23 protein-coding genes are annotated in these 26,036 nt (G+C 53.7%); 22 read left to right on the plus strand and 1 reads right to left on the minus strand.

Annotated features, from left to right (window positions below; genetic code table 11):
- The first annotated feature begins 91 nt into the window (after positions 1–91).
- The 7 genes from LJ046_RS03440 to alr all read left to right on the plus strand — a co-directional run bounded on the left by LJ046_RS03440 (position 92) and on the right by alr (position 8,026).
- Positions 92–1,711 (plus strand): CTP synthase, encoded by a 1,620-nt coding sequence (locus LJ046_RS03440; RefSeq protein ID WP_002878695.1) that lies wholly within the window; start codon positions 92–94, stop codon positions 1,709–1,711.
- 120 nt (positions 1,712–1,831) lie between these two features.
- Positions 1,832–3,103, plus strand: coding sequence for a UDP-N-acetylglucosamine 1-carboxyvinyltransferase (locus LJ046_RS03445; RefSeq protein ID WP_002878694.1), 1,272 nt, complete (start codon positions 1,832–1,834; stop codon positions 3,101–3,103).
- Between the two features lie 99 nt (positions 3,104–3,202).
- Entirely contained in the window at positions 3,203–3,454 is a 252-nt protein-coding gene (locus LJ046_RS03450) for a type B 50S ribosomal protein L31 (protein ID WP_002878693.1), read from the plus strand.
- Positions 3,455–3,578: 124 nt separating this feature from the next.
- On the plus strand, positions 3,579–4,946 hold the full coding sequence (locus tag LJ046_RS03455; RefSeq protein WP_002878688.1) for a UDP-N-acetylmuramoyl-tripeptide--D-alanyl-D-alanine ligase: 1,368 nt from the start codon (positions 3,579–3,581) through the stop codon (positions 4,944–4,946).
- A 9-nt stretch (positions 4,947–4,955) separates the two neighbouring features.
- Complete coding sequence (gene cshA / locus LJ046_RS03460) at positions 4,956–6,401, plus strand: degradosome RNA helicase CshA (protein WP_002878686.1); 1,446 nt, start codon at positions 4,956–4,958, stop codon at positions 6,399–6,401.
- Between the two features lie 85 nt (positions 6,402–6,486).
- A complete protein-coding gene (gene acpS, locus LJ046_RS03465; protein ID WP_002878685.1) occupies positions 6,487–6,912 on the plus strand; it encodes a holo-ACP synthase in 426 nt (141 codons plus the stop codon).
- Complete coding sequence (gene alr, locus LJ046_RS03470; protein WP_002878684.1) at positions 6,896–8,026, plus strand: alanine racemase; 1,131 nt, start codon at positions 6,896–6,898, stop codon at positions 8,024–8,026. The genes acpS and alr overlap by 17 nt, the downstream gene beginning before the upstream one ends.
- Positions 8,027–8,079: 53 nt before the next feature.
- Here alr and cbpA read toward each other — a convergent pair whose 3' ends face one another.
- Positions 8,080–8,778 carry a cyclic di-AMP binding protein CbpA gene (gene cbpA, locus LJ046_RS03475; RefSeq protein ID WP_002878683.1) on the minus strand — a complete coding sequence of 233 codons (699 nt, stop codon included), beginning with the start codon at positions 8,776–8,778 and terminating at the stop codon, positions 8,080–8,082.
- 169 nt (positions 8,779–8,947) lie between these two features.
- On the opposite strand from cbpA, the gene pth reads away from it, so the two are divergent.
- From pth to LJ046_RS03550, 15 genes are all read left to right on the plus strand, one after another.
- The gene (gene pth, locus LJ046_RS03480) at positions 8,948–9,505 is read left to right on the plus strand and encodes an aminoacyl-tRNA hydrolase (protein ID WP_002878682.1); all 558 of its coding nucleotides are present in this window, start codon (positions 8,948–8,950) and stop codon (positions 9,503–9,505) included.
- Between the two features lie 16 nt (positions 9,506–9,521).
- Positions 9,522–12,998, plus strand: a complete 3,477-nt coding sequence (gene mfd / locus LJ046_RS03485) for a transcription-repair coupling factor (protein ID WP_002878681.1) — start codon at positions 9,522–9,524, stop codon at positions 12,996–12,998.
- A gap of 67 nt (positions 12,999–13,065) precedes the next feature.
- Positions 13,066–13,308 (plus strand): RNA-binding S4 domain-containing protein, encoded by a 243-nt coding sequence (locus LJ046_RS03490; protein WP_002878680.1) that lies wholly within the window; start codon positions 13,066–13,068, stop codon positions 13,306–13,308.
- Between the two features lie 65 nt (positions 13,309–13,373).
- Entirely contained in the window at positions 13,374–13,754 is a 381-nt protein-coding gene (locus tag LJ046_RS03495) for an FtsB family cell division protein (protein WP_002878679.1), read from the plus strand.
- Positions 13,754–14,107: a S1 RNA-binding domain-containing protein gene (locus LJ046_RS03500; protein ID WP_002878677.1), complete on the plus strand. Its 354-nt coding sequence runs from the start codon at positions 13,754–13,756 to the stop codon at positions 14,105–14,107. The genes LJ046_RS03495 and LJ046_RS03500 overlap by 1 nt, the downstream gene beginning before the upstream one ends.
- 45 nt (positions 14,108–14,152) lie before the next feature.
- Positions 14,153–15,448, plus strand: coding sequence for a tRNA lysidine(34) synthetase TilS (tilS, locus tag LJ046_RS03505; protein WP_002878675.1), 1,296 nt, complete (start codon positions 14,153–14,155; stop codon positions 15,446–15,448).
- Between the two features lie 71 nt (positions 15,449–15,519).
- The gene (gene ftsH, locus LJ046_RS03510) at positions 15,520–17,631 is read left to right on the plus strand and encodes an ATP-dependent zinc metalloprotease FtsH (RefSeq protein ID WP_002878674.1); all 2,112 of its coding nucleotides are present in this window, start codon (positions 15,520–15,522) and stop codon (positions 17,629–17,631) included.
- Positions 17,632–17,675: 44 nt separating this feature from the next.
- Positions 17,676–18,557 carry an Hsp33 family molecular chaperone HslO gene (gene hslO / locus LJ046_RS03515; protein WP_002878673.1) on the plus strand — a complete coding sequence of 294 codons (882 nt, stop codon included), beginning with the start codon at positions 17,676–17,678 and terminating at the stop codon, positions 18,555–18,557.
- A gap of 485 nt (positions 18,558–19,042) precedes the next feature.
- Positions 19,043–20,668 (plus strand): peptide ABC transporter substrate-binding protein, encoded by a 1,626-nt coding sequence (locus LJ046_RS03520; RefSeq protein ID WP_002878672.1) that lies wholly within the window; start codon positions 19,043–19,045, stop codon positions 20,666–20,668.
- 9 nt (positions 20,669–20,677) lie between these two features.
- Positions 20,678–21,964: a peptidase T gene (gene pepT, locus LJ046_RS03525; protein ID WP_002878670.1), complete on the plus strand. Its 1,287-nt coding sequence runs from the start codon at positions 20,678–20,680 to the stop codon at positions 21,962–21,964.
- A 119-nt stretch (positions 21,965–22,083) separates the two neighbouring features.
- Positions 22,084–23,112, plus strand: coding sequence for a tRNA dihydrouridine synthase DusB (gene dusB, locus LJ046_RS03530; RefSeq protein ID WP_002878669.1), 1,029 nt, complete (start codon positions 22,084–22,086; stop codon positions 23,110–23,112).
- A gap of 16 nt (positions 23,113–23,128) precedes the next feature.
- Positions 23,129–24,652 (plus strand): lysine--tRNA ligase, encoded by a 1,524-nt coding sequence (lysS, locus tag LJ046_RS03535; protein ID WP_002878668.1) that lies wholly within the window; start codon positions 23,129–23,131, stop codon positions 24,650–24,652.
- Positions 24,653–24,803: 151 nt separating this feature from the next.
- Complete coding sequence (locus LJ046_RS03540; protein ID WP_002878666.1) at positions 24,804–25,208, plus strand: hypothetical protein; 405 nt, start codon at positions 24,804–24,806, stop codon at positions 25,206–25,208.
- 12 nt (positions 25,209–25,220) lie between these two features.
- Positions 25,221–25,535 carry a GGDEF domain-containing protein gene (locus LJ046_RS09980; RefSeq protein ID WP_231128072.1) on the plus strand — a complete coding sequence of 105 codons (315 nt, stop codon included), beginning with the start codon at positions 25,221–25,223 and terminating at the stop codon, positions 25,533–25,535.
- A 187-nt stretch (positions 25,536–25,722) separates the two neighbouring features.
- On the plus strand, positions 25,723–25,941 hold the full coding sequence (locus LJ046_RS03550; protein WP_002878661.1) for a hypothetical protein: 219 nt from the start codon (positions 25,723–25,725) through the stop codon (positions 25,939–25,941).
- The last annotated feature ends 95 nt before the right edge of the window (positions 25,942–26,036 follow it).

Consider the following 26,036-nt stretch of genomic DNA (forward strand, 5'->3'; position numbering starts at 1 on the left):
AAAGTCGTTATTATTTTGCGTGGGCACCCTATGTGCGTTTAGCTCCCTAATTGCTAGGGAGCTTTTTTATTATTTTTCAAAGGAGAGCTCAATGACCAAATATATCTTTGTGACTGGCGGCGTTGTTTCATCATTGGGGAAAGGGATTACTGCATCAAGCATTGGTCGCTTGCTGAAGAACCGCGGCTTAAAAGTTACCATGCAGAAGTTCGACCCATACATCAACATCGACCCCGGTACGATGAACCCTTACCAACACGGTGAAGTTTTCGTGACTGACGACGGTACGGAAGCTGACCTTGACTTGGGCCACTATGAAAGATTGGTCGACGTTAGAACCAGCAAGTACTCTAACGTGACGACTGGCAAGATCTACCAGGAAGTCCTGCAGCGCGAACGGCGCGGCGACTACCGCGGCGGCACTGTACAGGTGATCCCGCACGTAACTAACATGATCAAGGAAAAGGTCATGCGGGCAGCGCAAATGACCGACACTGACGTGGTTATTTCCGAAATCGGCGGTACGGTCGGTGACATGGAATCAACTCCGTTTATGGAAGCCATCCGGCAAATGCGGCGGGAAGTCGGCTCAGAAAACGTCATGTACGTGCACGTTACCTTCGTTCCTTACCTGCGGGCAGCCAAGGAACTGAAGAGTAAGCCGACCCAGCAATCAGTTTCCATGCTGCGGTCAATCGGGATCCAGCCAAACATGCTGGTTCTTCGCTCAGAAATGCCAGTTCCGCAGGAAATGAAGGACAAGATCTCCACTTTCACCGACGTTCCAGTCGACTACATCGTGGAATCTTTGGACGCGCCATCTCTGTTTGACGTGCCGTTGTCCTACCAGGAACAAGGCGTTGACCAGAAGGTCGTTGACTTCCTCCACATCGACAGCCCGAAGCCGGTTGCCGACATGGACGAATGGCGCCGGATGGACGAACGGGCCAAGAACTTGAAGTACAAGACCAAGATCACCCTGGTCGGCAAGTACGTCGAACTGGAAGATGCCTACATTTCCGTAACTGACGCTTTGCAGCACGCCGGCTACCTGTACAACAGCAAGATCGAAGTTGAAAAGATCCAGGCTGAAGACATTACTGAAGACAATGTAGCCGAACTTTTAAAGGACACCCAGGGCTTGATCGTGCCAGGCGGTTTCGGCACCCGGGGTCTGGAAGGGATGATCACTTCCATCAAGTACGCCCGCGAACACGACATTCCATTCCTGGGGATCTGTCTGGGGATGCAGATGGCCAGCGTGGAATTCGCCCGCAACGTTTTGCACCTGGAAGACGCCAACTCAGCTGAAGCAGAACCAAACTGCAAGAACAACATCATTGACTTGATGGCTGACCAGCGCGACCAGGAAAAGATCGGCGGCACCTTGCGTCTGGGCTTGTACCCAGCCATGCTGAAGGCCGGCACTAAGACTCGGGAATGCTACGACGGCCAGGAAGTCATCCAGGAACGTCATCGTCACCGCTACGAATTCAACAACAAGTACCGGGAAGACTTTGAAAAGGCCGGCATGACCTTCTCAGGTGTTTCTCCAGACAACCACCTGGTGGAAATCGTTGAAATCACGGACAAGAAGTTCTTTGTTGCCGCTCAATACCACCCGGAATTCCTGAGCCGGCCAAACCGGCCAGAAGGGCTCTTCAAGGGCTTTATTGGGGCAGCCAGCGGTTTGCAGGTCGACAAGTTCTAAATTTTGTACGATAATAATAGATAGTGACAAGAGAAGAGAAACCTCTTCTCTTGTTTTTTTGACGAAGATCTATTAACATTATTATGATAATTTGACAAAAGAAAAGGACTACTTTCCCAAATGAAGCAAATGATAATTCACGGAGGGAAACCCCTGCAAGGCGACATCTGGATTGGCGGCGCGAAGAACTCAACGGTAGCGCTGATTCCGGCCTCAATCCTGTCGAGAACGCCGGTGACCCTGGAATCAGTTCCGCGGATTGCCGACGTTGACAATTTGATGGACTTGTTGAGCGAAATGGACGTGCACTGCGACTTCCGCGAAACGACCCTGCAAATTGACCCGACTGAAATCAAGATGAGTCCCCTGCCAGCTGGGAAGATTAAGAGCTTGCGCGCGTCTTACTACTTTATGGGCGCTTTGCTCGGTCGTTTTGGCAAGGCGGTTGTAGGTTTTCCTGGTGGCGATGATATTGGCCCGCGGCCGATTGACCAGCACATTATGGGCTTCCAATCCCTCGGCGCCGACGTTAGATATGAAAATGAGCAGATTGTAATTACCGCGCCTGATGAAGGGTTGAAAGGGGCCCAGATTCACCTGAAGATGGCTTCTGTTGGGGCAACGATGAACATCATCATGGCCTCAGTCACGGCCAGCGGCCGGACGGTGATCGAAAACGCGGCCAAGGAGCCGGAAATTATCGACCTGGCAACTTTCTTGAACAACATGGGGGCCAAGATCCGCGGGGCGGGGACTGACACCATCAGAATCGACGGGGTTGACCGCCTGGAGGCCAAGGTGCCGCACACGATCATCCCTGATCGGATTGAAGCCGGGACTTACATTTCCATGGCAGCCTGCATCGGTAACGGGATCCGGATCCACAACATCATCGCTGAACACCTTGACGCCTTTTTGGCCAAGGTGGAAGAAATGGGCGTGGTGATCGACACTGATGAAGACTCCCTCTTCGTTTACCCGGCCGGGGACCTGCGCATGGTCCAGGTCAAGACCGGGACCTACCCGGGCTTCGCGACTGACTTGCAGCAGCCAATTACGCCGCTCTTGCTGACGGCTAAGACCGGGGAAGGGGTCATCATCGACCCGATCTACCCGAAGCGGACCCGGCACGTGCCGGAACTGCAGAAGATGGGGGCTTCCATCACGGTCGTTAACAACATCATTCTGGTTCAACCGGGCAGCCGCCTGCGCGGGGCGGTGGTTCACGCTGACGAAATCCGGGCCGGGGCCTGCTTGATGCTTACGGGCTTGATGGTTGACGGCGAAACGGTGATCAACAATGCTGGCAACATCTTGCGCGGCTATGACCGGGTGGAAGAAAAGCTGCGCCAGCTGGGCGCTGACGTGGTCATCCGGGACGTGGAAGATTAACTTGAGCCCTTGTCAAACGGGCTGGATAGTGGTACTATATTAGAGTTAACCGATTAATCTATGGCCTGTAGAAGGCTATGGCAAAGGAGTTTTAGAATTATGAAACAAGGTATTCACCCAGATTATCAAGAAGTTTGCTTCATGGACTCAGCAACTGGTTTTAAGTTTGTTGCCGGCTCAACTTTGAAGTCATCAGAAACTATTGAATTCGAAGGCAACACTTACCCATTGATCCGTGTTGAAATTTCATCAGATTCCCACCCATTCTACACTGGCAAGCAAAAGTTTGCCGCAGCCGATGGTCGAATCGAACGTTTCAACAAGAAGTACGGCTTCAGCAAGAAGAACTAATCGTTCTCTTTACTTTAAAAGCAGCCCTCTTGGGTTGCTTTTTTATTGCGAAGAGCGCTAAACAACGTATAATATACTAAGTGTTATTCTCAAGTAAGTGTTATTCTCAAGGAGCAGCATTGGAATGAAAATGCAGTTGGCAGAAATCGCCCAAGCCTTAAATACCAGTTGTGAAGGGGACGCAGAAACGGTCATTACCTCAGTGGCCTTTGACTCAAGAAAGATTAGCCAGGGCGCCCTCTTTGTCCCGATCAAGGGGGAAAGAGACGGCCACGATTTTGTGGGTTCAGCCATTGAAGCCGGCGCCAGCGCCACTTTGTGGGAAGCTGGCCACCCAAACAAGCCGGAAGGCATCGCGGTTTTAGAAGTTGCCGACACCTTGAAGGCCATGCGGGATCTGGCCCGCTACTACCTGCAGAAGGTCAACCCAACCGTGGTCGGCATCACCGGCTCAAACGGCAAGACCACGACCAAGGACATGGTGGCTGCGGTTTTGGCCAAGCGCTTCAACGTTTACAAGACCCAGGCCAACTTCAACAATGAAATCGGCGTGCCGATGACTATTTTGGAAATGAAGCCGATCACTGAAATCCTGGTTTTGGAAATGGGGATGGACCGGGCTGGCCAACTGCATGAACTGAGCCAGCTGGCCCGGCCGGATGTGGCGGTCATCACCATGATCGGGGAAGCCCATATCGAATTCTTCGGCAGCCGGGACAAGATCGCCGACGCCAAGATGGAAATCACGGACTTTTTGCAAGAAGACGGCGAATTCATCTACAACGGTGATGAACCTCTCCTGGCGGAAAGAGCCGCAAAGCTTTCCCAGGACAAGTCCACCTTTGGTTTCGCGGACTCTGACAGCATTCATGCCAGTGACCTCCGCAGCACCATGCACCATTCCTTCTTCAAGATTAACGGGACTGACCGGGAATTCTCAATTCCAATGATCGGCCGCCACAATGTGGCTAACGCCATGGCCGCTATTCTGGTTGGCCGCCACTTCGGGGAAAGCGACGAGGAAATCGCCGCTGGCCTGGCCAACTTTGTGCCAACAGCCAACCGGATGGAATGGGAAAAGGGCGACTGCGGCGAAGACATCATGAGTGATATCTACAACTCCAACCCAACGGCAGTTAAGGCCGTGACTGCCTCCTTTGGCCAGGTTCCAGTCAGTGAAGGCGGCCGCCGGATCGCGGTTTTGGCCGACATGCTGGAACTGGGCAGCCGGTCAGCCGACCTGCACAAGGGTCTGGCTGCCTGCCTGGACCCGGACAAGATCAACGTCCTTTACCTTTACGGGCCGGAGATGAACCACCTTTACCAGGCCCTGCTGGGCAAGTACGACCAGCAGAATCTGCACTACTACCCAGAAGACGAGATGAGCCATTTAATCGATGATTTAAAGAGCGACATCCACAGCCAGGACATCGTTTTGCTGAAGGGGTCCCACGGGATGCACCTGGAACGAGTCCTCGACAGACTGAAATAGGAGAACAATTTGAAATTTACTGAACTAGGATTGAACGATAATATCTTAAAGGCAATTAAGCGGTCAGGCTTTGAAGAAGCCACCCCGATCCAGGCCCAAACCATTCCTTTGGCTCTGGCAGGCCAGGACGTGATCGGCCAGGCCCAAACCGGGACGGGGAAGACAGCTGCCTTTGGTCTGCCAATCCTGCAAAAGCTGGACCTGGACAAGCAGGAGCAAGCCATCCAGGCCATCGTAATTGAACCAACCAGAGAACTGGCCATCCAGACCCAGGAAGAACTTTTCCGCCTGGGCAGAGACGAAAATGCCAAGGTCCAGGTCGTTTACGGCGGGGCGGACATTGGCCGGCAGATCCGGGCCTTGAAGAAGGTGCCGGAAATCCTGGTCGGGACTCCTGGCCGGCTTTTGGACCACTTGAAGCGCAAGACCATCAAGCTGGACGGCGTCAAGACAGTTGTTTTGGACGAAGCCGACGAAATGCTGGACATGGGCTTCATCCAGGATATCGAAAGCATCTTAACCTATGCTGAAAACCGGGACCAGACCCTCTTGTTCAGCGCGACCATGCCAAAGCCAATCCAGGTTTTGGGCGAAAAGTTCATGCATGACCCGCAAGTCGTGAAGATCCAGGCCAAGCAACTGACGGCTGATTTGATCGACCAGTACTTCGTCCGCGTCCGGGAAAACGAAAAGTTCGACACCATGTGCCGGCTGATCGACGTGGAAAATCCGGACCTGGCCGTGGTCTTTGGCCGGACCAAGCGCCGGGTTGACGAACTGACCCGGGGCCTGGTTGCCCGGGGCTACAACGCGGCCGGCATCCACGGCGACTTGACCCAGGCCCGGCGGATGCAGGTGCTCAAGCGCTTTAAGGAAGGGGAGCTTGACATTCTGGTGGCTACTGACGTGGCTGCCCGGGGCCTGGACATTTCCGGGGTTACCCATGTTTACAACTACGACATTCCGCAAGACCCGGACTCCTACGTCCACAGAATCGGCCGGACCGGCCGGGCCGGCAAGAGCGGGATGAGCGTGACCTTCGTGACGCCAAACGAGATCGGATACATGCGGACTATTGAGGACTTGACCAAGAAGAAGATGTCTCCTCTGCGTCCGCCGACAGACGCCCAGGCCTTTGCCGGTCAGATGAAGCAGGCGGTCTTGAAGGTGGACGACCTGTTGAGCGGGGATTTGAGCAAGTATGACGACGCGGCGGAAAAGCTGCTGGAAAATTACTCAGCTGAAGACATCGCCGCTGCTTTGCTGAAGGAACTCTCTAACGACAGCGAGGTCACGGTTACCATCACCCCTGAAAACCCTCGCTCTTACCGGGGCAAGCACTCAGGCGGCCGCGGTAGCCGCAGCCGGAGCGGTAACAATAACTTCAAGGGCAAGCGCAATTTTGACAGAAAGAAGCGCAAGCCAGGCTTTAAGTTCCACGGCCGGAAGGGCTAAATTTTTAAAAAAAGTAAAAAGGACCGGGCTTTTGTCCCGGCCTTTTTCTCTTTGTGCTATTATTTAAACAGCGTGAGGTGGAAAGATGATCAAAAATATCGGTGTGGACCAGATTGAGGTGGACCGGATCGCCAAGGTCGTTGACCGGGGGGACGGCTTTGCCCGAAAGGTTCTGACCGACCGGGAATTTGCTCAGTACCAGGACTTGACTCATAAGCGGAAGATTGAGTACCTGGGCGGTCGCTTCGCCATCAAGGAGGCCTTCTCCAAGGCCTGGGGATCCGGGATTGGCCAGGCAGTTTCCTTTGAAGACGTGGAAACCTTGAAGACCGAGTCCGGAGCGCCCGTAACTACGTCGCGGATTTTTACGGGGCGGATTTTTTCCAGCATCGCGCATGATGATCACGAGATCGTCGCCGTGGTCGTGCTTGAAGAGCCGGCCGGCTGGCGCCGCGCGATCGGCAAACTATCGCACCTGTTATCTGGGAGGAAAAATGATCACAGCAGTTAATCGACCAGCAGCCCTGCATATCAACCTGGCTGCTATCAAGGAAAACACCCGTCAGGCCAAGGACCACTTGAAGCCGGGCCAGAAGCTCTTTTGCGTGGTTAAGGCCAATGCCTACGGGCATGGGGCATCGCGCCTGGCGCCGGTGATGGAAGAAGCCGGAGCAGACGGCTTCTGCGTGGCCATGCTGGATGAAGGGCTGGAACTACGCCGGGCTCAGATCGTCAAGCCAATCCTGGTCTTGGGCCTGCAACCGGCTGAAGAAGCCGCCCTGGCTGCCGTCAACGATATTTCTTTGCCGGTGTCCAGCCTGGACTGGCTCAAGAAAGCGGAAAAGGTCCTCCGCAAGGAAGGCCTGCAGCTGAAGATCCACCTGGCCATCGACTCCGGCATGGGCCGGATCGGCTTTAGCGAAGACGAAGACTTCAAGGCAGTCAACGAATATCTGCAAGGCAATGATGCCTTCTTTGTGGAAGGGATGTTCACCCACTTTGCTTCCGCTGACTCTGCTGATGCCAGCTACTTTGACTACCAGGTCAAGCGCTTCAAGCACATGGAAAGCCTGCTGACGGTCAAGCCAAAGTGGATCCATGTGGACAATACCGCGGCCATCCTCTTTGACAAGGACGTAGCCAGCGACATTGTCCGCTTCGGGATTGGCCTCTACGGTCTAAACCCTTCATCAGCCCCAGGCAGCCGGGACTTAGAGCCTGCTTTTGCCCTTAAGCCGGCCATGTCTTTTGTCAGTGAACTGACCTATGTCAAGCAGATCCACAAGGGCTACGGGGTCGGCTACGGGTCAACCCACATCGCAGAAGAAGACGAATGGATCGGGACCGTGCCGGTTGGCTACGCTGACGGCTGGATCCGGAAGTTCCAGGGCTTCAAGGTCAAGGTTGGGGACACTTACTGCCCGATCGTCGGCCGGGTCTGCATGGACCAGTTCATGGTTCTTTTGCCCAAGGAAGTACCGGCTGGCACGCCAGTTGAACTGATCTCAGCTGATCCGGCAGCGCCAAACAGCCTGCGCCGGGCAGCTGACTGGCTGGATACCATCCACTATGAAGTGGCCTGCCAGTTTAACGACCGTCTGGACCGGATTTACGATAACGAATAAGATCAGGAAAAAACCTCCGAATTTTGCTTCGGAGGTTTTTAATATGTTTTTGCTTATTCTTCGTTCAAGAAGACGCCTGGCTTTTCTTCGCTCATAATGTTCATGCCGGCAGCCAGGTCTTCAACGGCAACGACTGGGAAGCCCTTGGCCTTGAGCTTCTTGCAGATGGCCTTCAGTTCAGTTTCCGTGGTCCCTTGCGGCAGGGTGAAGAGGGTCCGGCGGACGTACTTGCCGTCAAATTCGCTGGCTGGCGCATCCAGAGTCATGGCCCCGGCCAGGTTGACAAACTTGGCGATGATCTTGGTCATCTTGGCCAAGTTGCCGCTGTCGTTGGTTGACAAGACAGTCAAGACGTAAGCCCCGGTCTTGATGTTCCAGGCTGAGGACAGCATGTCCAGCAGGCGGGCGTGGGTCAAGATGCCGTAGAAGGTGTTGTCAGTGTCCAAAACAGCAATGTAAGGCAAGTCCTTGATGGTAAAGAAGACTTGGAAGAATGGCGCGTTGATCTTGATGGTCTTGGTGGCGTTCTTCAAGAGGTAGGTTACCGGCAGGCTCATGTCCCCGCCTTGGGACTTGTGGCGGTAAATGTGCATCTTGTAGATGTTGCCGCGGAAGATCTTGCCGCTGTCATCCAGGATCGGCACGCAGCGGTAGCCGGAGCTTTCCAGTACCTTCAAGGCTTCTTCCAGGGTAGCATGTTCGTTGACAGTCGTCAGGTAGTCTTTCTTGATGACCAGTGATTTGATTAACATAGGATAACCTCCGTTATCTGGATTTACATGTAAATGTTTTCTTATCTCATACTTTCACATTATAGCATGCAGAAAACAAAAATTAAAGACAGGTTAAAAGACAGGAAAGCGTAAGATTTTTGCCAGTTGTGCTAAAATTATTAAGATACAGCAAGTGAGGAGACTTTTGATGAAATTAATCGTTGCTTTGGGCAATCCTGGCCTTAAATATGAAAAAACCAAGCATAATACCGGCTTCATGGCCCTGGACCACTATTTAGATGAAAAAGGCCTGCGCCTGGACCGCGACAAGTTCACGGCCCTCTACGCCAAGGAGAAAGTGGCGGGCGAGGACGTGATCTTCATGGAGCCGCAGACCTACATGAACGAATCCGGCAGAGCCGTGGGCGCGGCGGCCAAGTTCTTCAAGATCGACCCCAGCGACATCCTGGTTATCCACGACGACATGGACATGCCAATCGCCAAGCTACGGATCCGGGCCGGCGGTAAGTCGGGCGGCCACAACGGGATCAAGAGCATCATTGCCTGCCTGGGGACTGAGAAATTCAACCGCCTGAAGATTGGCATCCAGCACCCGGACAAGCAGAGCGTGGTTTCCTGGGTCCTGACTCCTTTTAATCCCGACCAGCAAAAGGAGCTGGAAGCCAGCTTTGCCAAGGTTGACCAGATCATTGACGACTTTATCGCTGGCAAAGACGCCCAGTACTTAATGAACCGTTACAATTAAAGACAAGCACACGAACATGCAAGTAATTGATTTTTTGAAAAAAGATCAAGGAGTGACTGCTTTTATCGCGAAAACGTCCCGGATCAAGAACTCCCTGCTTACAGGAGTCGAACGGGGCGCTTTTGCTGTCCTCATCCAGGCTTATTTAGCCCAGGTGGGCCAGCCCCTGCTTTTGATCGAAGAGAATGAATACAAGGCCCAGGAACGCTACAACGACCTGAGCCGGCTTTTGGCCGATGATGACCTGGAGCTTTTTGCACTGGACGGGAACCTGGCCACGCAAACGGCGGTCAGTTCACCGGATGAACTCAGCAGCCGGATTCAGTGCTTGAACCTGCTCTTAAGCGGCCGGCCTGGTGTCGTGATCGCGACACCGCAGGGCCTGCAGTATCCGTTAAGTGCCCCGTCCCTGTTTAAAAAGGGACAGAAGCATTTTGCAGTTGGGGATGAAATTGCCCTACCCGACCTGGCCCAGTGGCTGAACCAGGCTGGCTACCACCGGGAAAACCTGGTAGTTAAGCCGGGCGAGTTCGCTATGCGGGGGGACATCGTCGACCTTTATCCTTTGGACCGGGAAAGCCCCCTGCGCCTGGAATTTTTCGGCGACGAAATCGACACGATCAAGACTTTTGACCTGACCAGCCAGCGCAGCCTGGAGGAATTGCCGGAAGCGACCGTACCAGCGGCCAGTGACCACGTCTTTACGGCAGAAGACTTGGACCGGGCGGGCCGGGAACTGGCCGGCGACCTGCCAAAGGAAGCAGCCGCCAGCCTGGAAATCGCCCAGGAAGCCTTAGCTAACGGGCAATTGCCGGATGACTGCGACCGCTACCTGGACTACCTTTTGCCTGAGTCTTTCAGTCTGCTGGACTACTTGCCGGCTAAAGGATTGCTTTTGTTTAACGACTGGCAGCTGATCGCCGAAAGCGTCAAGAATATGGGCGCTATCAATGATGACTACCTGGCCAGCCAGATCGCCAGCAAGATGATGACCAGCCGGCAGAAGCTGCGCCTGGATTTTGACGCGGTGCTAAAGGCAGATTGCCACCACCGCCTCTATGTTAGTCTGATGGCCCACTCCATGGGCCGGCTCCGTTTTGGCCAGCATTTGGCCTGGGACAGCCGGGAGCCGCAACAGTTTTTCAGCCAGATGGAGCTTTTGAAAACTGAGCTGGACTCTTATGCCAAAAAGGGGCAGACGGTGGTCTTGCAGGTGTCCAGCCGCCGGCAAGCGGAGGAATTCAACCGGAGCTGCCATGACTATGACATCTACCTGCCTTTGGCAGAAGCAGACGGCTTAAAAGAAGGCCGGGCCCAGCTGGTTATCGGCGGCTATGCCAGCGGCTTTGTCCTGCCGGACAGCGACCTGGTCTATCTGACGGAAAAGGAGCTTTTTAACCAAAACAAGCGGTCGAAGAAGCGGATCAAGACCCTGGAAAATGCTCAGCGCCTGCGCAGCTATACAGAGCTCAAGCCTGGCGACTATGTGGTCCACGTCAACCATGGTATCGGCCGCTTTGAAGGCATCCAGACCTTGGAAACCGACGGGAAAAAGCGGGACTACATCACCATCACCTACCAAAAGGGTGACCAGCTGTTTGTCCCGGCTGACCAATTGAGCTTGGTGCAAAAGTACGTTGCTTCAGAAGGCAAGCAGCCCCACGTCAACAAGCTAGGCGGCAGCGAGTGGGCCAAGACCAAGAAGCGGGTTGCGGCCAGAGTTGAGGACATCGCTGACGACTTGATCGACCTGTATGCAAAAAGAGAGGCGGAGAAGGGCTTTGCCTTTTCCCCGGATGGATCAGACCAGGCGGCCTTTGAAGCTGCCTTTCCTTATGAGCCAACCCCTGACCAATTGCGGGCTACTGCGGAAATCAAAGCTGACATGGAAAAGGCCAAGCCGATGGACCGGCTTTTGGTCGGGGATGTCGGCTTCGGGAAAACCGAAGTAGCCATGCGGGCAGCCTTTAAGGCCATCTGTGACGGCAAGCAGGTCGCCTTCTTGGTGCCCACGACCATCCTGGCCCAGCAGCACTACCAGACCATCAAGGACCGCTTTAAGGGCTTCCCAGTGGAAATTGCCAGCTTCTCCCGTTTCCAGGGCCAGGCCGAAAGCAAGAAGATCGTGGCCGGCCTGAAAGACGGCAGTATTGACTTGGTAGTCGGCACCCACCGGATTTTGTCCAAGGACGTCCAGTTCAAGGACCTGGGCCTGCTCATTATCGATGAAGAGCAGCGCTTTGGGGTGGCCCACAAGGAAAAGCTCAAGCAGCTGAAGACCAATATTGATGTTTTGACCCTAACGGCTACTCCGATCCCGCGGACTCTGCACATGTCCATGATCCGGATCAGAGACCTGTCAGTCATGGAAACGCCGCCGCAAAACCGGTATCCAATCCAGACTTATGTCCTGGAACAGTTGCCAGGCACGGTCAAGGAGGCCTGCCAAAGGGAAATGCAGCGGGGCGGCCAGGTCTTTTACCTGCACAACCGGGTCGGGGACATCGAAGAAACGGTTGCCCGCTTGGAGCAGCTTTTGCCAGATGCCCGGATCGCCTATGCCCATGGGCAGATGAGTGAAAACCAATTGGAAGACATCTTGAGCCGCTTTTTGGACCGGGAATTCGACATTTTGGTCACCACGACAATCATTGAAACTGGGATCGACATGCCTAATGTCAACACCATGATCATTGAAGATGCCGACCACTACGGCCTCAGCCAGCTCTACCAATTGCGGGGCCGGATCGGCCGGTCAGCCCGCCTGGCCTATGCCTACTTCCTCTACCAGCCAAACAAGGTTCTGACGGAAGTGGGGGAAAAGCGGCTGGACGCCATCCGGGACTTTACCGAGCTGGGGGCAGGCTTCAAGATCGCCATGCGGGACTTGTCCATCCGCGGGGCCGGCAACATGCTGGGGGCCCAGCAGCACGGCTTTATCGACAGCGTCGGCTACGACCTCTACTCCCAGATGCTGGCTGACGCCATCAAGGAGCGGCAGGGGAAGAAGCCAGTCAAAAAGAGCAATGCCGAGGTCGACCTGGGCCTGGAAGCTTATATTCCAGAAGACTACATCGCCGACCAGGAGCAGAAGATCGAATTTTACAAGAAGATCAAGGGGATCGGCAGCCTGCAGGACCGAGAAGACATCGAAGATGAGCTCCTGGACCGCTTTGGTGACTATCCGGCAGCTGTTGAGAACCTGCTCAACGTGGCCAGCCTGAAGGCCAGCTGCGACTTGGCCCAGATCTTGACTCTGGTCAAGGAAAAGGACCAGATCCGGGTCATTTTCAGTGATTATGGCAGCCGGGAAATGGAAGGGCCAAACATCTTCAAGGCCCTGGAACATGTTTCCTGGAAGGCCCGGATCGCACTTGGCGCCCAAAAGCGCCTGGTGGTTACCCTGCTTTTGCCAGACAAGCTGACCCGGCGGGCCATGTTCACGGAACTGGGCACTTTTGCCAAGGACGCGGCGGAGATCATCCAGCGGTAATTTTTTAAGAGCAAAAAGTTAAAGTAGGAAAAGCTAAAAAGCAAAAATTAACAGACAGGAGACAAGCATGAGAATCGACAAATTTTTGAAAATATCCCGCCTGGTCAAGCGCAGAACGGTGGCCAAGGAAATGGCTGACCAGGGCCGGGTAAGCGTGAACGGCAAGACCGTCAAGTCCAGCTACAACGTGGTTGTCGGCGATGTAATCGCCGTCGCTTACGGAACCAGGGTAATTAAGGCCAGGGTCCTGGACTTGCGGGAAACGACCAAAAAGGCGGAAGCCGGGGACTTATACGAATTAGTCGACTAATGACTTTTTTCACCAAAGCTGATATACTGAATCTGTTATATGATTTTAGGATAGGGTAGACAGTGATGGGGAACAACAGAGGAAATCAGCAAAATGTAACGCCGCTGCGGCCGGACCAGGATGTCCGCCGCCTGAAGAAGCGGCAGATCAAATTCAGGGAAGTCCACCGGGTCCGGCGCAACCGGCTGCTGGCCTTGATCTTGCTGGTCTTTGCCGTCTTGGGCTTCCAGCTGGCCATGACCAAGGCCCGGACGGCCAAGATCCAGAAGCAGGTCAGCCAGAACCAGGCAACCTTGACCAAGATCAAGAAGAATAAGGAAAAGCTGACCAACGAGCGCGACGATATGAAGGACAGCGACTACGTGGCTAAGGTGATCCGCTACAAGTACAAGTACACTAAAGACGGTGAGCGGATCTACAACATCAAGGAAAAGGGCGATAACTGATGAATTACAAAGTTGGCCAGCGCCTTGACGGAGTAATCAACAACGTGACAGACCTGGGTATCTTCGTGACCCTGCCCAAGCATAAGAGCGGCCTTGTTCACCGCAATGACTTTGGCAGCGACTGGCCAAGAGAGCGGCAGCACTGGCAGGCAGGCGACCAGGTTAGAGTAGTGGTCCAGAACCTGCGCAAGGGTCGGCTGGACTTGTCCATCCGCCGGGTCAACGATCCGGATCTGATCGACCCGACCAACCAGTTCAGCCAGTTGCGGGCCGGCGACTTTGCCCGGGTCCTCAACCAGGTTGACCAGGAGGCGCGAGCAGAAATAGAGCAGCTGGAAGCTGCCTTGAAATAAAAACGGCCCGAGGGGCCGTTTTTTGTATGGACGAGGGAGTAAAGCATGGACATTGAAAAAAGACTATTGGCCTTTTTCGCCGAAGAAGGCCTGCCTTTGGAAGGAAATTTCTTGGTCGCGGCCAGCGGCGGTCCGGATTCCATGGCGCTTTTGGATTTAATGCGGCGCTTGCCAGGCGGCTTTCAGCTCTACGCGGCCCACTTAGACCACAAGCTGCGGGCTGACAGCCAAAAAGAGAGCCAGTTGCTGCGGGCCTACTGCCATAAGTACCAGCTTCCCCTGTATGAAAGCGTCTGGCCCAAGTCCCTTCATCCGGAAAGCGGCCTGGAAGCAGCGGCCAGAGACTACCGCTATAACTTCTTGTTTGAAGTGGCCCGGCAGGTCAAGGCAGACTACCTGCTGACAGCCCACCACGGGGACGACTTGCTGGAAAATATTCTGCTCAAGCTGGTCCGGTCAGGTATTCCCCGGGAAATGAACAGCCTCAAACCTGTCAGCCAGCGGGGGCAGGTCAAGCTGGTCCGGCCGCTTCTGTCGGTTGGCAAGGCGGACCTTTTGGCTTACGCGAAAAAGCAGGGGCTGGAATATGTCGAAGACGAGACCAACTTTACAGGTATCACGGCCCGCAACCGCCTGCGCCAGGAGGTCGTCCCGCTTTTGAAAAAGGAGAGTCCGGACCTCTTGGAAAATGCCTGGCGCTTCAGCCAGGAAATGACGGCGGAAGAAGACTACTTTGCCCAGGCGGCTGGCAAGTTGCCGGAGCCGGAGCCCTTCTTTGGCGGCTGGCGGATTCCTAAAGCGGCCGGGCAGGCGGAAAGCGAGCTGGTCAAGGCCTACCTGGAGAATTTTATCCAAAAAAAGTACAATAAAAGAGTCCAGCTGGACCGGATTCTGTTAGCCAACCGGCAAAGCCAGGAAAAAGGGGGGCTCCATCTCAGCTTTTACCAGGGCCACTACTGGCTTTATCCGGTCAAGCAGCCGGCTCCCAGCCCCCTGGAAGAAGTTGTGGCCGGCCAGCCCTTCTTTTTCAGAGGAAATTGTTATCTGTTAAGTGAGGAAAGGAGAGAGGAAAGTCCCCTGGCGGAAATATCATTTCCCGGGAAATTATCTGCCGGGAGCTTGCCAAACGGCCAGCGCCTGCTTTTAAAAGACGGCCGCCGGACTAAGAGCAAGAAGCTTTTCGCGGCGGCTGGAATTCCGCTTGCCTTGCGGGGCAACTGCCTCAGCCTTTTTGCTGGCCAAGAAGCAGTTTATGTTGCAGGCTGCTACCAGCAGGCAGTTAAAGAAGGGAAAAGGCCGCTGTATTTGTACCAAGTGAAAACATGCAAGAAAGGCAGATAAAAACTTCGATAGTTGCCGGCTTTTATGTTAAAATTTGGGGGAGTAATTCTTCGATCTGACGGAGGTCATTTATGAAAAATAATCGGAATCGACTATTTAGCAATGGTCTATTCTACATAGTCGTATTTTTGCTTCTCCTCTGGGGAATCAATTGGGCCCTTGGCGGCAGCAGCAATTCCGGTGCAACCGAAACCATCAGTTACTCGGAATTCGTGAAGAAGCTGCGCAATGGCGAAATCAAGGACTTTAACGTGCAGCCGTCCAACGGGGTCTACTCCGTAACCGGTAGCTACAAGTCAAGTCAAACCAAGTCATCCTCAAGCTCAGATATCTTTGGCGGAAACACCTCCTCCAAGGTGACTGGCTTCTCAACCACGATGCTGGGAAACGACTCCAGCGTCAAGAAGGTCCAGGACCTGGCCCAGTCTGAGAACGTCAAGATGAGCACCCAGGGTGAATCACAATCCAGCAACTGGATCTCAACGATCATCATGCTGGTGCCAACTGTCCTCTTCATCGTCTTGATGGTCATGATGATGAACCAAGGCGGCAGCCGCGGCCAGGGCGGCATCATGAACTTCGGCCGCTCCAACGTCAAGCCGCAGGACCCGAAGAAGAACAAGGTCCGCTTTGACGACGTGGCCGGTGAAGAAGAAGAAAAGCAGGAACTGGTGGAAGTTGTCGAATTCTTGAAGAACCCAGCAAGATACACCAAGCTGGGGGCAAGAATCCCGTCCGGTGTCCTGCTTGAGGGGCCTCCGGGTACTGGTAAGACCTTGCTGGCCAAGGCCGTAGCCGGTGAAGCGGGCGTACCTTTCTTCTCCATCTCTGGTTCAGACTTCGTTGAAATGTTCGTCGGGGTCGGGGCCAGCCGTGTCCGTGACCTGTTCACTAACGCCAAGAAGAACGCGCCAAGCATTATCTTCATCGACGAAATCGACGCCATCGGCCGCCAGCGTGGCAATAGCCAGGGCGGCGGCAACGATGAACGTGAACAAACCTTGAACCAGCTGCTGGTTGAAATGGACGGCTTCGAAGGCGACGAAGGCGTTATCGTCATGGCCGCGACCAACCGGTCTGACGTGCTTGACCCGGCCTTGACCCGGCCAGGCCGGTTTGACCGGAAGGTCCTGGTTGGTCCTCCGGACGTCAAGGGCCGGGAAGCCATCCTGCGCGTTCACGCCAAGAACAAGCCGCTGGCTGACGACGTCGACTTGAAGGAAGTTGCCCGTCAGACTCCTGGCTTTGTCGGGGCTGACCTGGAAAACGTCCTTAACGAAGCTGCCTTAGTCGCAGCCCGCCGGAACGGGACCAAGATCACCGCGGCCGACATCGATGAAGCTGAAGACCGGGTAATCGCTGGTCCAGCCAAGAAGGACCGGATGATTTCCAAGAAGGAACGCGAACGCGTGGCCTTCCACGAAGCCGGTCACTCAATCTGTGGTCTGGTCCTGAGCGACTCAAGAACTGTCCGCAAGGTGACCATCGTGCCTCGTGGCCGGGCAGGCGGCTACAACATCATGCTGCCGAAGGACGACCAGTTCATTTTGACCAAGAAGCAGCTCTTTGAGCAAATCGTGGGTTTGATGGGTGGCCGGGCCGGTGAAGAAGTCGTGGTCAGCGACCAGTCAACTGGGGCTTCAAACGACTTTGAACAAGCCACGGCAATCGCCCGCAGCATGGTGGTCAACTACGGGATGACCGATGAACTGGGCATGGTTGAACTGGAAAAGGAAGGCGAAGGCACTCCTTACGGCTTCAAGCCTTATAGTGAAGCAACTGCGGCCAAGATCGACGAAGCGGTCAAGAAGATCCTGGACGAAGCCCACGCCAAGGCGGTTGAAATTGTTGAAAACAACCGGGAAAAGCACCGGATCATTGCTGAAGCCCTGCTGAAGTACGAAACTCTGGATGAAAAGCAAATTTACTCACTCTACAAGACTGGGAAGATGCCTGAAAAGTTCAGCGAAGAGTTCCCATCTGAAGCCAAGGCCTTGAGCTATGAAGAAGCCAAGGAAGCTGCGCAGAAGCGGGCAGAAGAAAAGGCGGAAGAAGATACTGTTGAAAAGCAAGCTCTGCCGACGCCAAGCGAAAGCGACCTGTCAAAGGATCCTGAAAAGGACGACAATGACGCTCCTAGTCAGAAGACTGAACAAACAGACGATTCAGACAAGGATGAATAGAAGAAATAGAGCCGGCAACGGCTCTATTTTTATGGAGGAAAATCATGAACGACTACTTAATCAAAGCAATTAATGCCAGCAAGGACCTGCGCCTTTTGACCATTAACGGCAAGGACCTGGTCGCTGAAGCGCAAAAGCGGCACGACACCTGGTCAGCTTCTTCAGCTGTATTAGGCCGGAGCCTTTTGGGCGCGCTTCTCTTAGCCGGGGCAGAATTAAAGGGTGACCAGGAACTGACTTTGCGCCTCTTGGGCGATGGCCCGGTTGGGGCAGCCGTGGTTACGGCCAAGTCAGATTTGACTGTTAAGGGCTATGTCCAAAATAACCACGTGGCCTTGCCGGCCAGAGAAGACGGTCACATCAACGTTAAGAAGGCTGTCGGCAAGGGCTGGTTGCAGGTAACCAAGGACCTGGGCTTAAAGCAGCCTTACACCGGTGAAGTGCCGATCGTGTCCGGGGAAATCGCTGAAGACTTGACCTACTACCTGGCTAAGTCAGAACAGATACCGTCAGCTGTTGGCCTGTCAGTTTTCGTCAACCCGAACGACACCATCGGGGCCGCGGGTGGCTTTTTGCTCCAGCCACTGCCAGGGGCCAGCGAAGAACTCCTGCAGGAAACTGAAGACCGGATCAAGGCCCTGCCGCAGCTCTCATCCGCCTTTTTGGACGGGATGACGCCGGAAGACTTGGCCAAGAAGATCCTGGGCGATGACTGCAAGATCCTGGAAAAGGACGAGGTCTCCTACCACTGCGACTGCTCCAAGGAAAAGTACGCCGGTATGTTGGAGACTTTGAAGGGCAGCCAGCTCAAGGAAATGATCGACGAAGACCACGGAGCTGAACTGGTCTGCAACTTCTGCGGGAACAAGTACAATTTTACGGAAGCAGAACTGCAAGCCATTTTGGACAAAAAGCTGGGAAAATAACATTTTCTCCCTTGACGAAAAGTAAAAATTACTTTATGCTCTAATTATAGTTAAATTAAGTAAAGCTTAAAAAGATGAGTAGTCAGGGGAAGCCTCTACAGAGAACTGTTGGTGCTGAGAAACAGGAGGCGGAAGCTGGCGAAGATGGTCTTGTGTTGGCATGGTCCCGGGCGAGTCGCTGATAAGCCGGACCCGCTTAACGCCCGTTAGCGCGTTCAGATCTTCTGACTGGAAGACTTCAAGGGCCCTGGCCGTGAGGCGGGGCTGAATAAAGGGTGGTAACGCGCGAAGACGTCCCTTGGCCTCTGGGCCAAGAGGCGTCTTTTTTTCTGGCAGAGCATCTGTTGAGGAAGCTTTTTTGCTTTGAATGATGGGTGGTAACACGCTACTAGCGTCCCTGAGAGTTGATCTCAGGGGCGCTTTTCTTTTTAAGCTGCGATGTGTTTGTTAATAGTTGTTATTTCTAGTAAAAAACGGAGGAAATCATGACCTTGAAGAAAATTACCGCTGCCGGTCTTTTGACCGCCTCGGCCCTCGTTTTAGCCGCTTGCGGCCAGCAAAAGAATTCCCAGTCCCAAACCAAGCAAGTCCTTAATTGGACCGAAAGTGCCCAGATCTCAACCCAGGACCCGTCACTGACGACTGACTCCACTTCCTTCCAAGCCCTTTTGAACACCCAGGAAGGGCTCTACCGCCTGGACAAAAAGCAAAAGCCCCAGCTGGCCCTGGCCAAGAGCGCCAAGGTTACTGACGGGGGCAAGACATATACTTTTGTCTTGCGAGACGCCAAGTGGTCCAACGGCCAGGCGATCACGGCCAATGACTTTGTCTACTCCTACCGAAGAAGCTTGAACCCGAAGACCAAGTCTTCCATGGCCTTCTACCTCTACCAGATCGTAAACGCCGAAGCCATCAATGCCGGCAAGAAGCCTGTCAGCAGCCTGGGCGTCAAGGCCTTGAGCAAAAACAAGCTGCAGATCAAGCTGGTCCGGCCGGTTTCTTACTTTAAGCTCCTGCTTGCCTTCCCGCTTTTCTTCCCGGAAAACCAGCAGTTTATTGAAAAAGTCGGCAGCAAGTACGGGACGGCGGCCAAGTACACCATTTCCTCCGGTCCTTTCAAGCTGACAAAGTGGACCGGGTCCAACAAGCAATTTACCCTGGTAAAAAACCAAAACTACTGGGACAAGAAGAACGTGAAGCTGGACAAGGTCAACGAAACCATCAGCGAAACTTCTTCAACTGCCTACAACCTTTACCAGGCTGGCAAGCTGGATGAAACTTACCTGACCGGGGAACAAGTCAAGGCCAACAAGGGCAAGTCCACCTTCTACGGCCGGCCGGCTTCCGCTATCCAGCGCCTGGAATTAAACCGCAAGAAGGTCAAGGCCTTTAACAACTTCAACATCCGCCGGGCCCTGTCCTTGGCTATCGACAGAGAGAGCCTGGCCAAGGTCTTGAGTGATGGGTCAGTGGCGGCCAAGGGCTTCGTTCCATCCGGCATGGGGAATAACCCGACGACCGGGGAAGCTTTTTACAAGGAAGCCTATGTCAAGGAAGCAGTCAGCTACAACCTGAAGGAAGCCAAGAAGTACCTGGCCAAGGGCTACAAGGAACTGGGCATCAAGTCCCTTAACCTCAACCTGACGGTCAGCGATACTGACTCTGCCAAGCAGGTGGGCGAATTCCTGCAAAGCAAGCTGGGCGAACTGCCAGGGGTGAAGATCACCGTGACGACCCTGCCATACACGACCTTGATCTCCCGGCAAAGCGCCGGCAACTACCAGCTGACCATCAAGAACTGGCAGGCTATCTTAGGTGACCCGATCAACTTCCTAGATGTTTTTGAAAAGGACTCCAGCTACAACACCAGCGGCTTTGCCAGCAGCAAGTACGACCAGCTGCTCAATGAAGCCGAAAACGTCTACGGCAACAAGCCGGTTCAGCGTTGGAAGCGGCTGGTGGCAGCTGAAAAGCTGTTGATGAATGAACAGGGGACTATCCCGCTGATCCAGACGGCCAAGCCGCAGCTGGTGCAAAGCTACGTCAAGAACGTGTCCTACAACCCGCTGGGCATCCCTTACGACTTCAAGCTTGTTTACATCAAGAAATAGGAGGCAGGCATGGCTTTTTCCGACTTTGATTTTTTAGAGAAAAACTTCATCCACTACGCCAAGGAAGACACCCAGTCCAAATACGCCAATAAAGACCAGGTTCCGACCACGCCTAATCAGGTCAAGATGATGAAGGAACTGGCTGACCAGGTCAAAGACTATGACCTTGAGTCTTATTACAATGAAAAAACTGCCTTCGCGATCGGCCACCTGGCCGCTAATACTGCAGGCGTTGCCCCGATCGGCTTTTTCGCCCATGTGGACACGGTTGAATTTGACGACCGCTTCCCCATCCGCCCCCAAGTCCACCGGGACTACCAGGGGCAAAAGCTGGCCCTGGATGAAGCGAACGGCATTTTCCTGGACCCGGAAGAATTTCCTGACCTGCTGACCTTAAAGGGGCAGACCTTGATCACCAGCGACGGGAAAACGGTTCTGGGGACTGACGACAAGGCCGGGGTGGCAGGCCTGCTGGCAGCTCTCAAGTATCTCCATGAGCACCCGGAAGTTGAACATGGCGATATCTATGTGGCTTTTGGCCCGGATGAAGAAATTGGCCTGGGCGGGCAGCGCTTTGACCCGGCTGATTTTCCGGGAGTGGAATTTGCCTATACCTTGGACAATGGCCGGCCAGGCGACTTTGAATACGAGACCTTCAATGCCTCAGCCGCTGATTTGACGATCAAGGGAACCGTGGTCCACCCGGGTGAAGCTTACGGGCTGCTGGTCAACGCTACGACGATCATGACGGAATTTTTGGCGGCTTTGCCCCAAGACCAGGTGCCGGAAAAGTCCCGGGGCCACGAGGGCTTTATTATGGTTACGGACGCCCAGAGCAGTGTCGATTCAGCCCATGTCGGCTTGATCATCCGCGACTTTGACTGGGATGAATTTTTGGCTAAAGAAGATTTGGTCAAAAAGCTCGTCGCTTCCTTAGGGGAAAAATACGGGCCAGACCGCTTCCAGCTGGACCTGCGCCGGCAGTACGAGAATATCTACAACGGGGTCAAGGACCGGCCTTATGTGGTCAACCTGGCCTTAGACAGCTATGAAAAAGCAGGCCTGGCGCCAAATGTACAGACCTTTAGAGGGGGAACCGACGGTAACTTCATCACCAAAAAGGGAATCCCGACCCCCAACCTCTTCAATGGCGGGGGCAACTACCACGGCCGCTACGAATACGTGACGGTCGAGCAGATGGACAAGCTGGCCGAGGTCTTGGTGACGATCGCGGCTGAGCATGCCCGCCAGAGCAAGGAGGGGCAAGACAAGCGGCCTCTGGAAAAATACTGGTAAAGATAAGAAGAGCATCCTCTTTTAACGGGGGATGCTCTTTTAGCGGGCTTTTGATTTGTCCTTCAGGCCTATTCTTGTTATGATATAAAGTTGTAGTTATTGAAAGGAAAAAGATGGCAATGGACACTACTTGGAAGATACGTGAAATCGAAATCCCTAACCGGGTGATGGTGGCGCCGATGGCTGGCGTTTCCAACATGGCTTTTAGAAAAGTCTGCAAGGAATTCGGCGCCGGCATGGTTGTCTGCGAAATGATTTCCGACCACGGGATCATCTACGGCAACGAGAAAACTTTGAGCATGCTGGACGTCGACCCGGGCGAGCACCCGATGAGCATCCAGATCTTCGGGGGGACGGAAGACAGCCTTTTGCAGGCGGCCCAGTACATCGACCAGCACACCGATGCCGACATCATCGACATCAACATGGGCTGCCCGGTGCCGAAGGTAACGAAGACTGACGCGGGTTCCAAGTGGCTTTTGGACTCAAACAAGATCTACCAGATGATCCACAAGGTTGTTCAGAACGTGGAAAAGCCGGTGTCCGTCAAGATGCGGATCGGCTGGGACCGCAAGCACATTTTTGCCGTGGAAAACGCCCTGGCCGCCCAGGAAGCCGGTGCTTCCATGCTGGCCATGCACGGCCGGACCAGAAAGCAGATGTACCAAGGCGAAGCTGACTGGGAAACCCTGCATGAAGTAGCCCAGGTCATGGACATTCCTTTCGTGGCCAACGGGGACATCACGACCCCACAGCTGGCCAAGAAGGCCCTGGACGAGATCGGCTGCACGGCTGTCATGGTTGGCCGGGCCGCCTTGGGCAATCCTTGGATCTTAAAGGAAATGACCCACTACCTGGCAACGGGCGAAGAACTGCCAAAGCAGTCCGTCCGGGAAAAGGTGGAAACCGCCAAGCACCAGCTCGACGGCCTGGTCCAGCTGCATGGGGAAAAGCGGGCCGTGCCGGAATTTCGCCAGCAGGCAGCATATTATTTGAAGGGAATTCCCCGTTCAGCCCGGACTCGTGCTAAAATAAATGAAGTCTGGACGCGTCAGGAGGTTTTTGACCTGCTTGACGAATTCGTCGAAATTTACGAAAAAAGGGCGCGGCAGAAGCAAGACCGCGTCGCTGATACCCAATCTATGTAAATGGAGGAAAAACACGTTGGCAAAGAACGAAATTAACGACCAATTGCTTGTTCGTCGGCAAAAGCTTGAAGAACTCAAGGAGATGGGGATTGAACCCTTCGGCCGCAAATATGACCGGGAAGCCCTGGCCCGCGACCTGGACGAAAAGTACTTGGGCCTTGACAAGGATGAACTGAACGCAAATATGCCGAAGACCAAGATCGCTGGCCGGATGCTGGCCAAGCGGGGCAAGGGCAAGGTCGGCTTTGCGGACCTCTATGACCGTAGCGGCAAGATCCAGATCTACGTCCGCAAGGACATGGTCGGTGAAGAAAACTACCAGATTTTCAAGAAGGCCGACCTTGGTGACTTCCTGGGCGTTGAAGGCGAAGTCTTCAAGACTGACTCAGGCGAATTGTCTGTCCGGGCCCAGCACGTGACCTTCCTGTCCAAGGCTTTGCGGCCACTACCTGACAAGTACCACGGTCTTAAGGACGTTGAATCCATTTATCGCCAACGCTACCTGGATTTGATCACCAACCACGAAAGCTACCAGCGCTTCGTTAACCGGACCAAGATCATCCAGGCCATCCGTGACTACTTAAACGGGCAGGACTTCCTGGAAGTTGAAACGCCAGTTTTGCACAACATCCCAGGCGGGGCTGAAGCACGTCCGTTCATCACCCACCACAACGCTTTGGACATCAACCTCTACATGCGGATTGCCTTGGAATTGCCGCTGAAGCGTCTGATCGTCGGTGACATGGAACGGGTTTACGAAATCGGCCGGGTCTTCAGAAATGAAGGGATGGACCTCAAGCACAACCCTGAATTTACTGAACTGGAAACCTACGCTGCTTACTACGACTTCCACGATGTCATGGATGAAGCCGAAGGAATCATCCGGGCAGCGGCCAAGGTTGTTTCAGAAGACGGCAAGATCAACTACCAGGGCACTGACCTGGACTTGGGCAAGCCATTCCGCCGGGTGCACATGGTTGACCTGATCAAGGAACTGACTGGCGTTGACTTCTGGCAGCCAATGACTCTGGAAGAAGCCCGGAAGGTTGCCGCTGAACACCATGTTGAAGTTGAACCTTACTGGCAAGTTGGCCACATCATCAACGCCTTCTTTGAAGAATTTGGTGAAAAGACAATCGTTGACCCAACCTTCGTTTACGGCCACCCAGTTGAAGTTTCACCGCTGGCCAAGAAGAACGCGGATGACCCGCGCTTCACTGACCGTTTCGAAATCTTCATCATGGGCAATGAATACGGCAACGCCTTCTCAGAATTGAACGACCCGCTTGACCAGCGGGAACGGTTCGAAGCCCAAATGGCTGAACGTGACGCCGGTAACGACGAAGCCGACATCATCGACGAAGACTACCTGCGGGCTATGGAATACGGTATGCCACCTACGGGTGGTCTGGGCATCGGGATCGACCGTCTGGTCATGCTTTTGACCAACGCGGCTTCAATCCGCGACGTCCTCCTCTTCCCAACCATGCGGCCGGAAAAGATCGTCGACGACGAAAAGAACATTAAACTGGACAAGTAGTTCAGATCGCTAAATTTAACTCTCCAGCTTTGCCTGGAGAGTTTTTTGTTTGAAAAAATAAAACGAATCGTTTTCAAGATATCAATATTAGAGCTTTTTTGCTAGAATATAGGCAATTAAATTGCGAGCTGCTATTAGAAAAGGTGAATTTTTGCCAATCTACAAATACTTATTGTCGATCTTAACCACCATCTCCGCCTTGGCTGGGGCCTTTTTGGCTGCCAGCAGCGGCTTACCGGCTTATTTGGCCGGCCAGCCCTTAAAGGCGGGGATTTTTGCCGTCCTCTGCCTCTTAGAGGGGCTTAGCGCCTACCTTCTCTGGCGGCCGGGGAAGCGGGCATTAGCTGTTTTGAATGGCGGCCTGCTGGCGGCAGCTTTGCTTTTGTTTTGGCAGGGAGAAGGCCTGGCAGCTGGAAGTGCCCTGGCTTTATTGGCAATCAACTATTTGCTGAAAAGGGAAGAGACCTGGGCCTGGACTCTGGCTTTAGTCTTGAACCTGGTCTTTGCCGCTTTGACCATGCTGCCCCACCAGTTTATGTCTTTCCCGGCCGCCTAGTTTTTTCATATCGTGCAAAGAGAGCGGATCGCCTCTTTCCTACTTTTTAACAAGTACAAGGAGAACCAGCGCGAGCTCCGGGTCCAGGCTAATTTTGACCACTTGAGCGGGGTGATACTCCGGTCGACCTTCATGGACCTTTTACAAAAAGCAATCGAGCAGCCGGAGTGCACTGACCTCTTCATCGGCCTGGTTGACATAGACTACTTCAAGCAAATCAACGACAATTACGGCCACCGGCTCAGCCAGCTGCGTTTTTCCTGCGGGGTCATCCACTACCTAAACAACTTGTCTAATGTCGATCAGCTCTACCAAAAGGCCGACTAATTGATGTACGAGGTGAAAAAGCAGGGCGGGGGCAATGTTTTGCTGGCCCGGTCCTGATTTTTCCCGGAAAAGAGATTGACTTTGGACAAAAAGCTCGTATACTTTAAATACGGATTAAGTTTAGCTGGGAAAGTGCTTTCGGCGGCTTGATTTGGTGAATAGGACGATCAACCAGGAAATCACTGCCATGATTTCCTGGTTTTTGTTTGCCCTTTTTTCTAAAAAACGGATTGACATTTTCCCTAAGGATAGTACACTTAAAACTAAATTAAGAACTGATGAAGAAGGGAGAACCAAGATGGAATTCGCAGCTAAGAATTGTCAAATGCAAGTCATGCCAATGAACATGCTGATGTCCAGCATGCCTTTTAGCGTAGAAGCGAATACCTGTGGTTCACCATCCTAAGATCGTTACTGTATTGAAGATAGTAAAGGCCGCCTGAACTACTGGTTAGTTGGGCGGCTTTTTTTACGAGGTAAGGTTCATGTGTAGGAAACGGT

The sequence above is a fragment of the Lactobacillus delbrueckii subsp. jakobsenii ZN7a-9 = DSM 26046 genome, from assembly GCF_001888925.1.
Classification (GTDB): Bacteria; Bacillota; Bacilli; order Lactobacillales; family Lactobacillaceae; genus Lactobacillus; species Lactobacillus delbrueckii.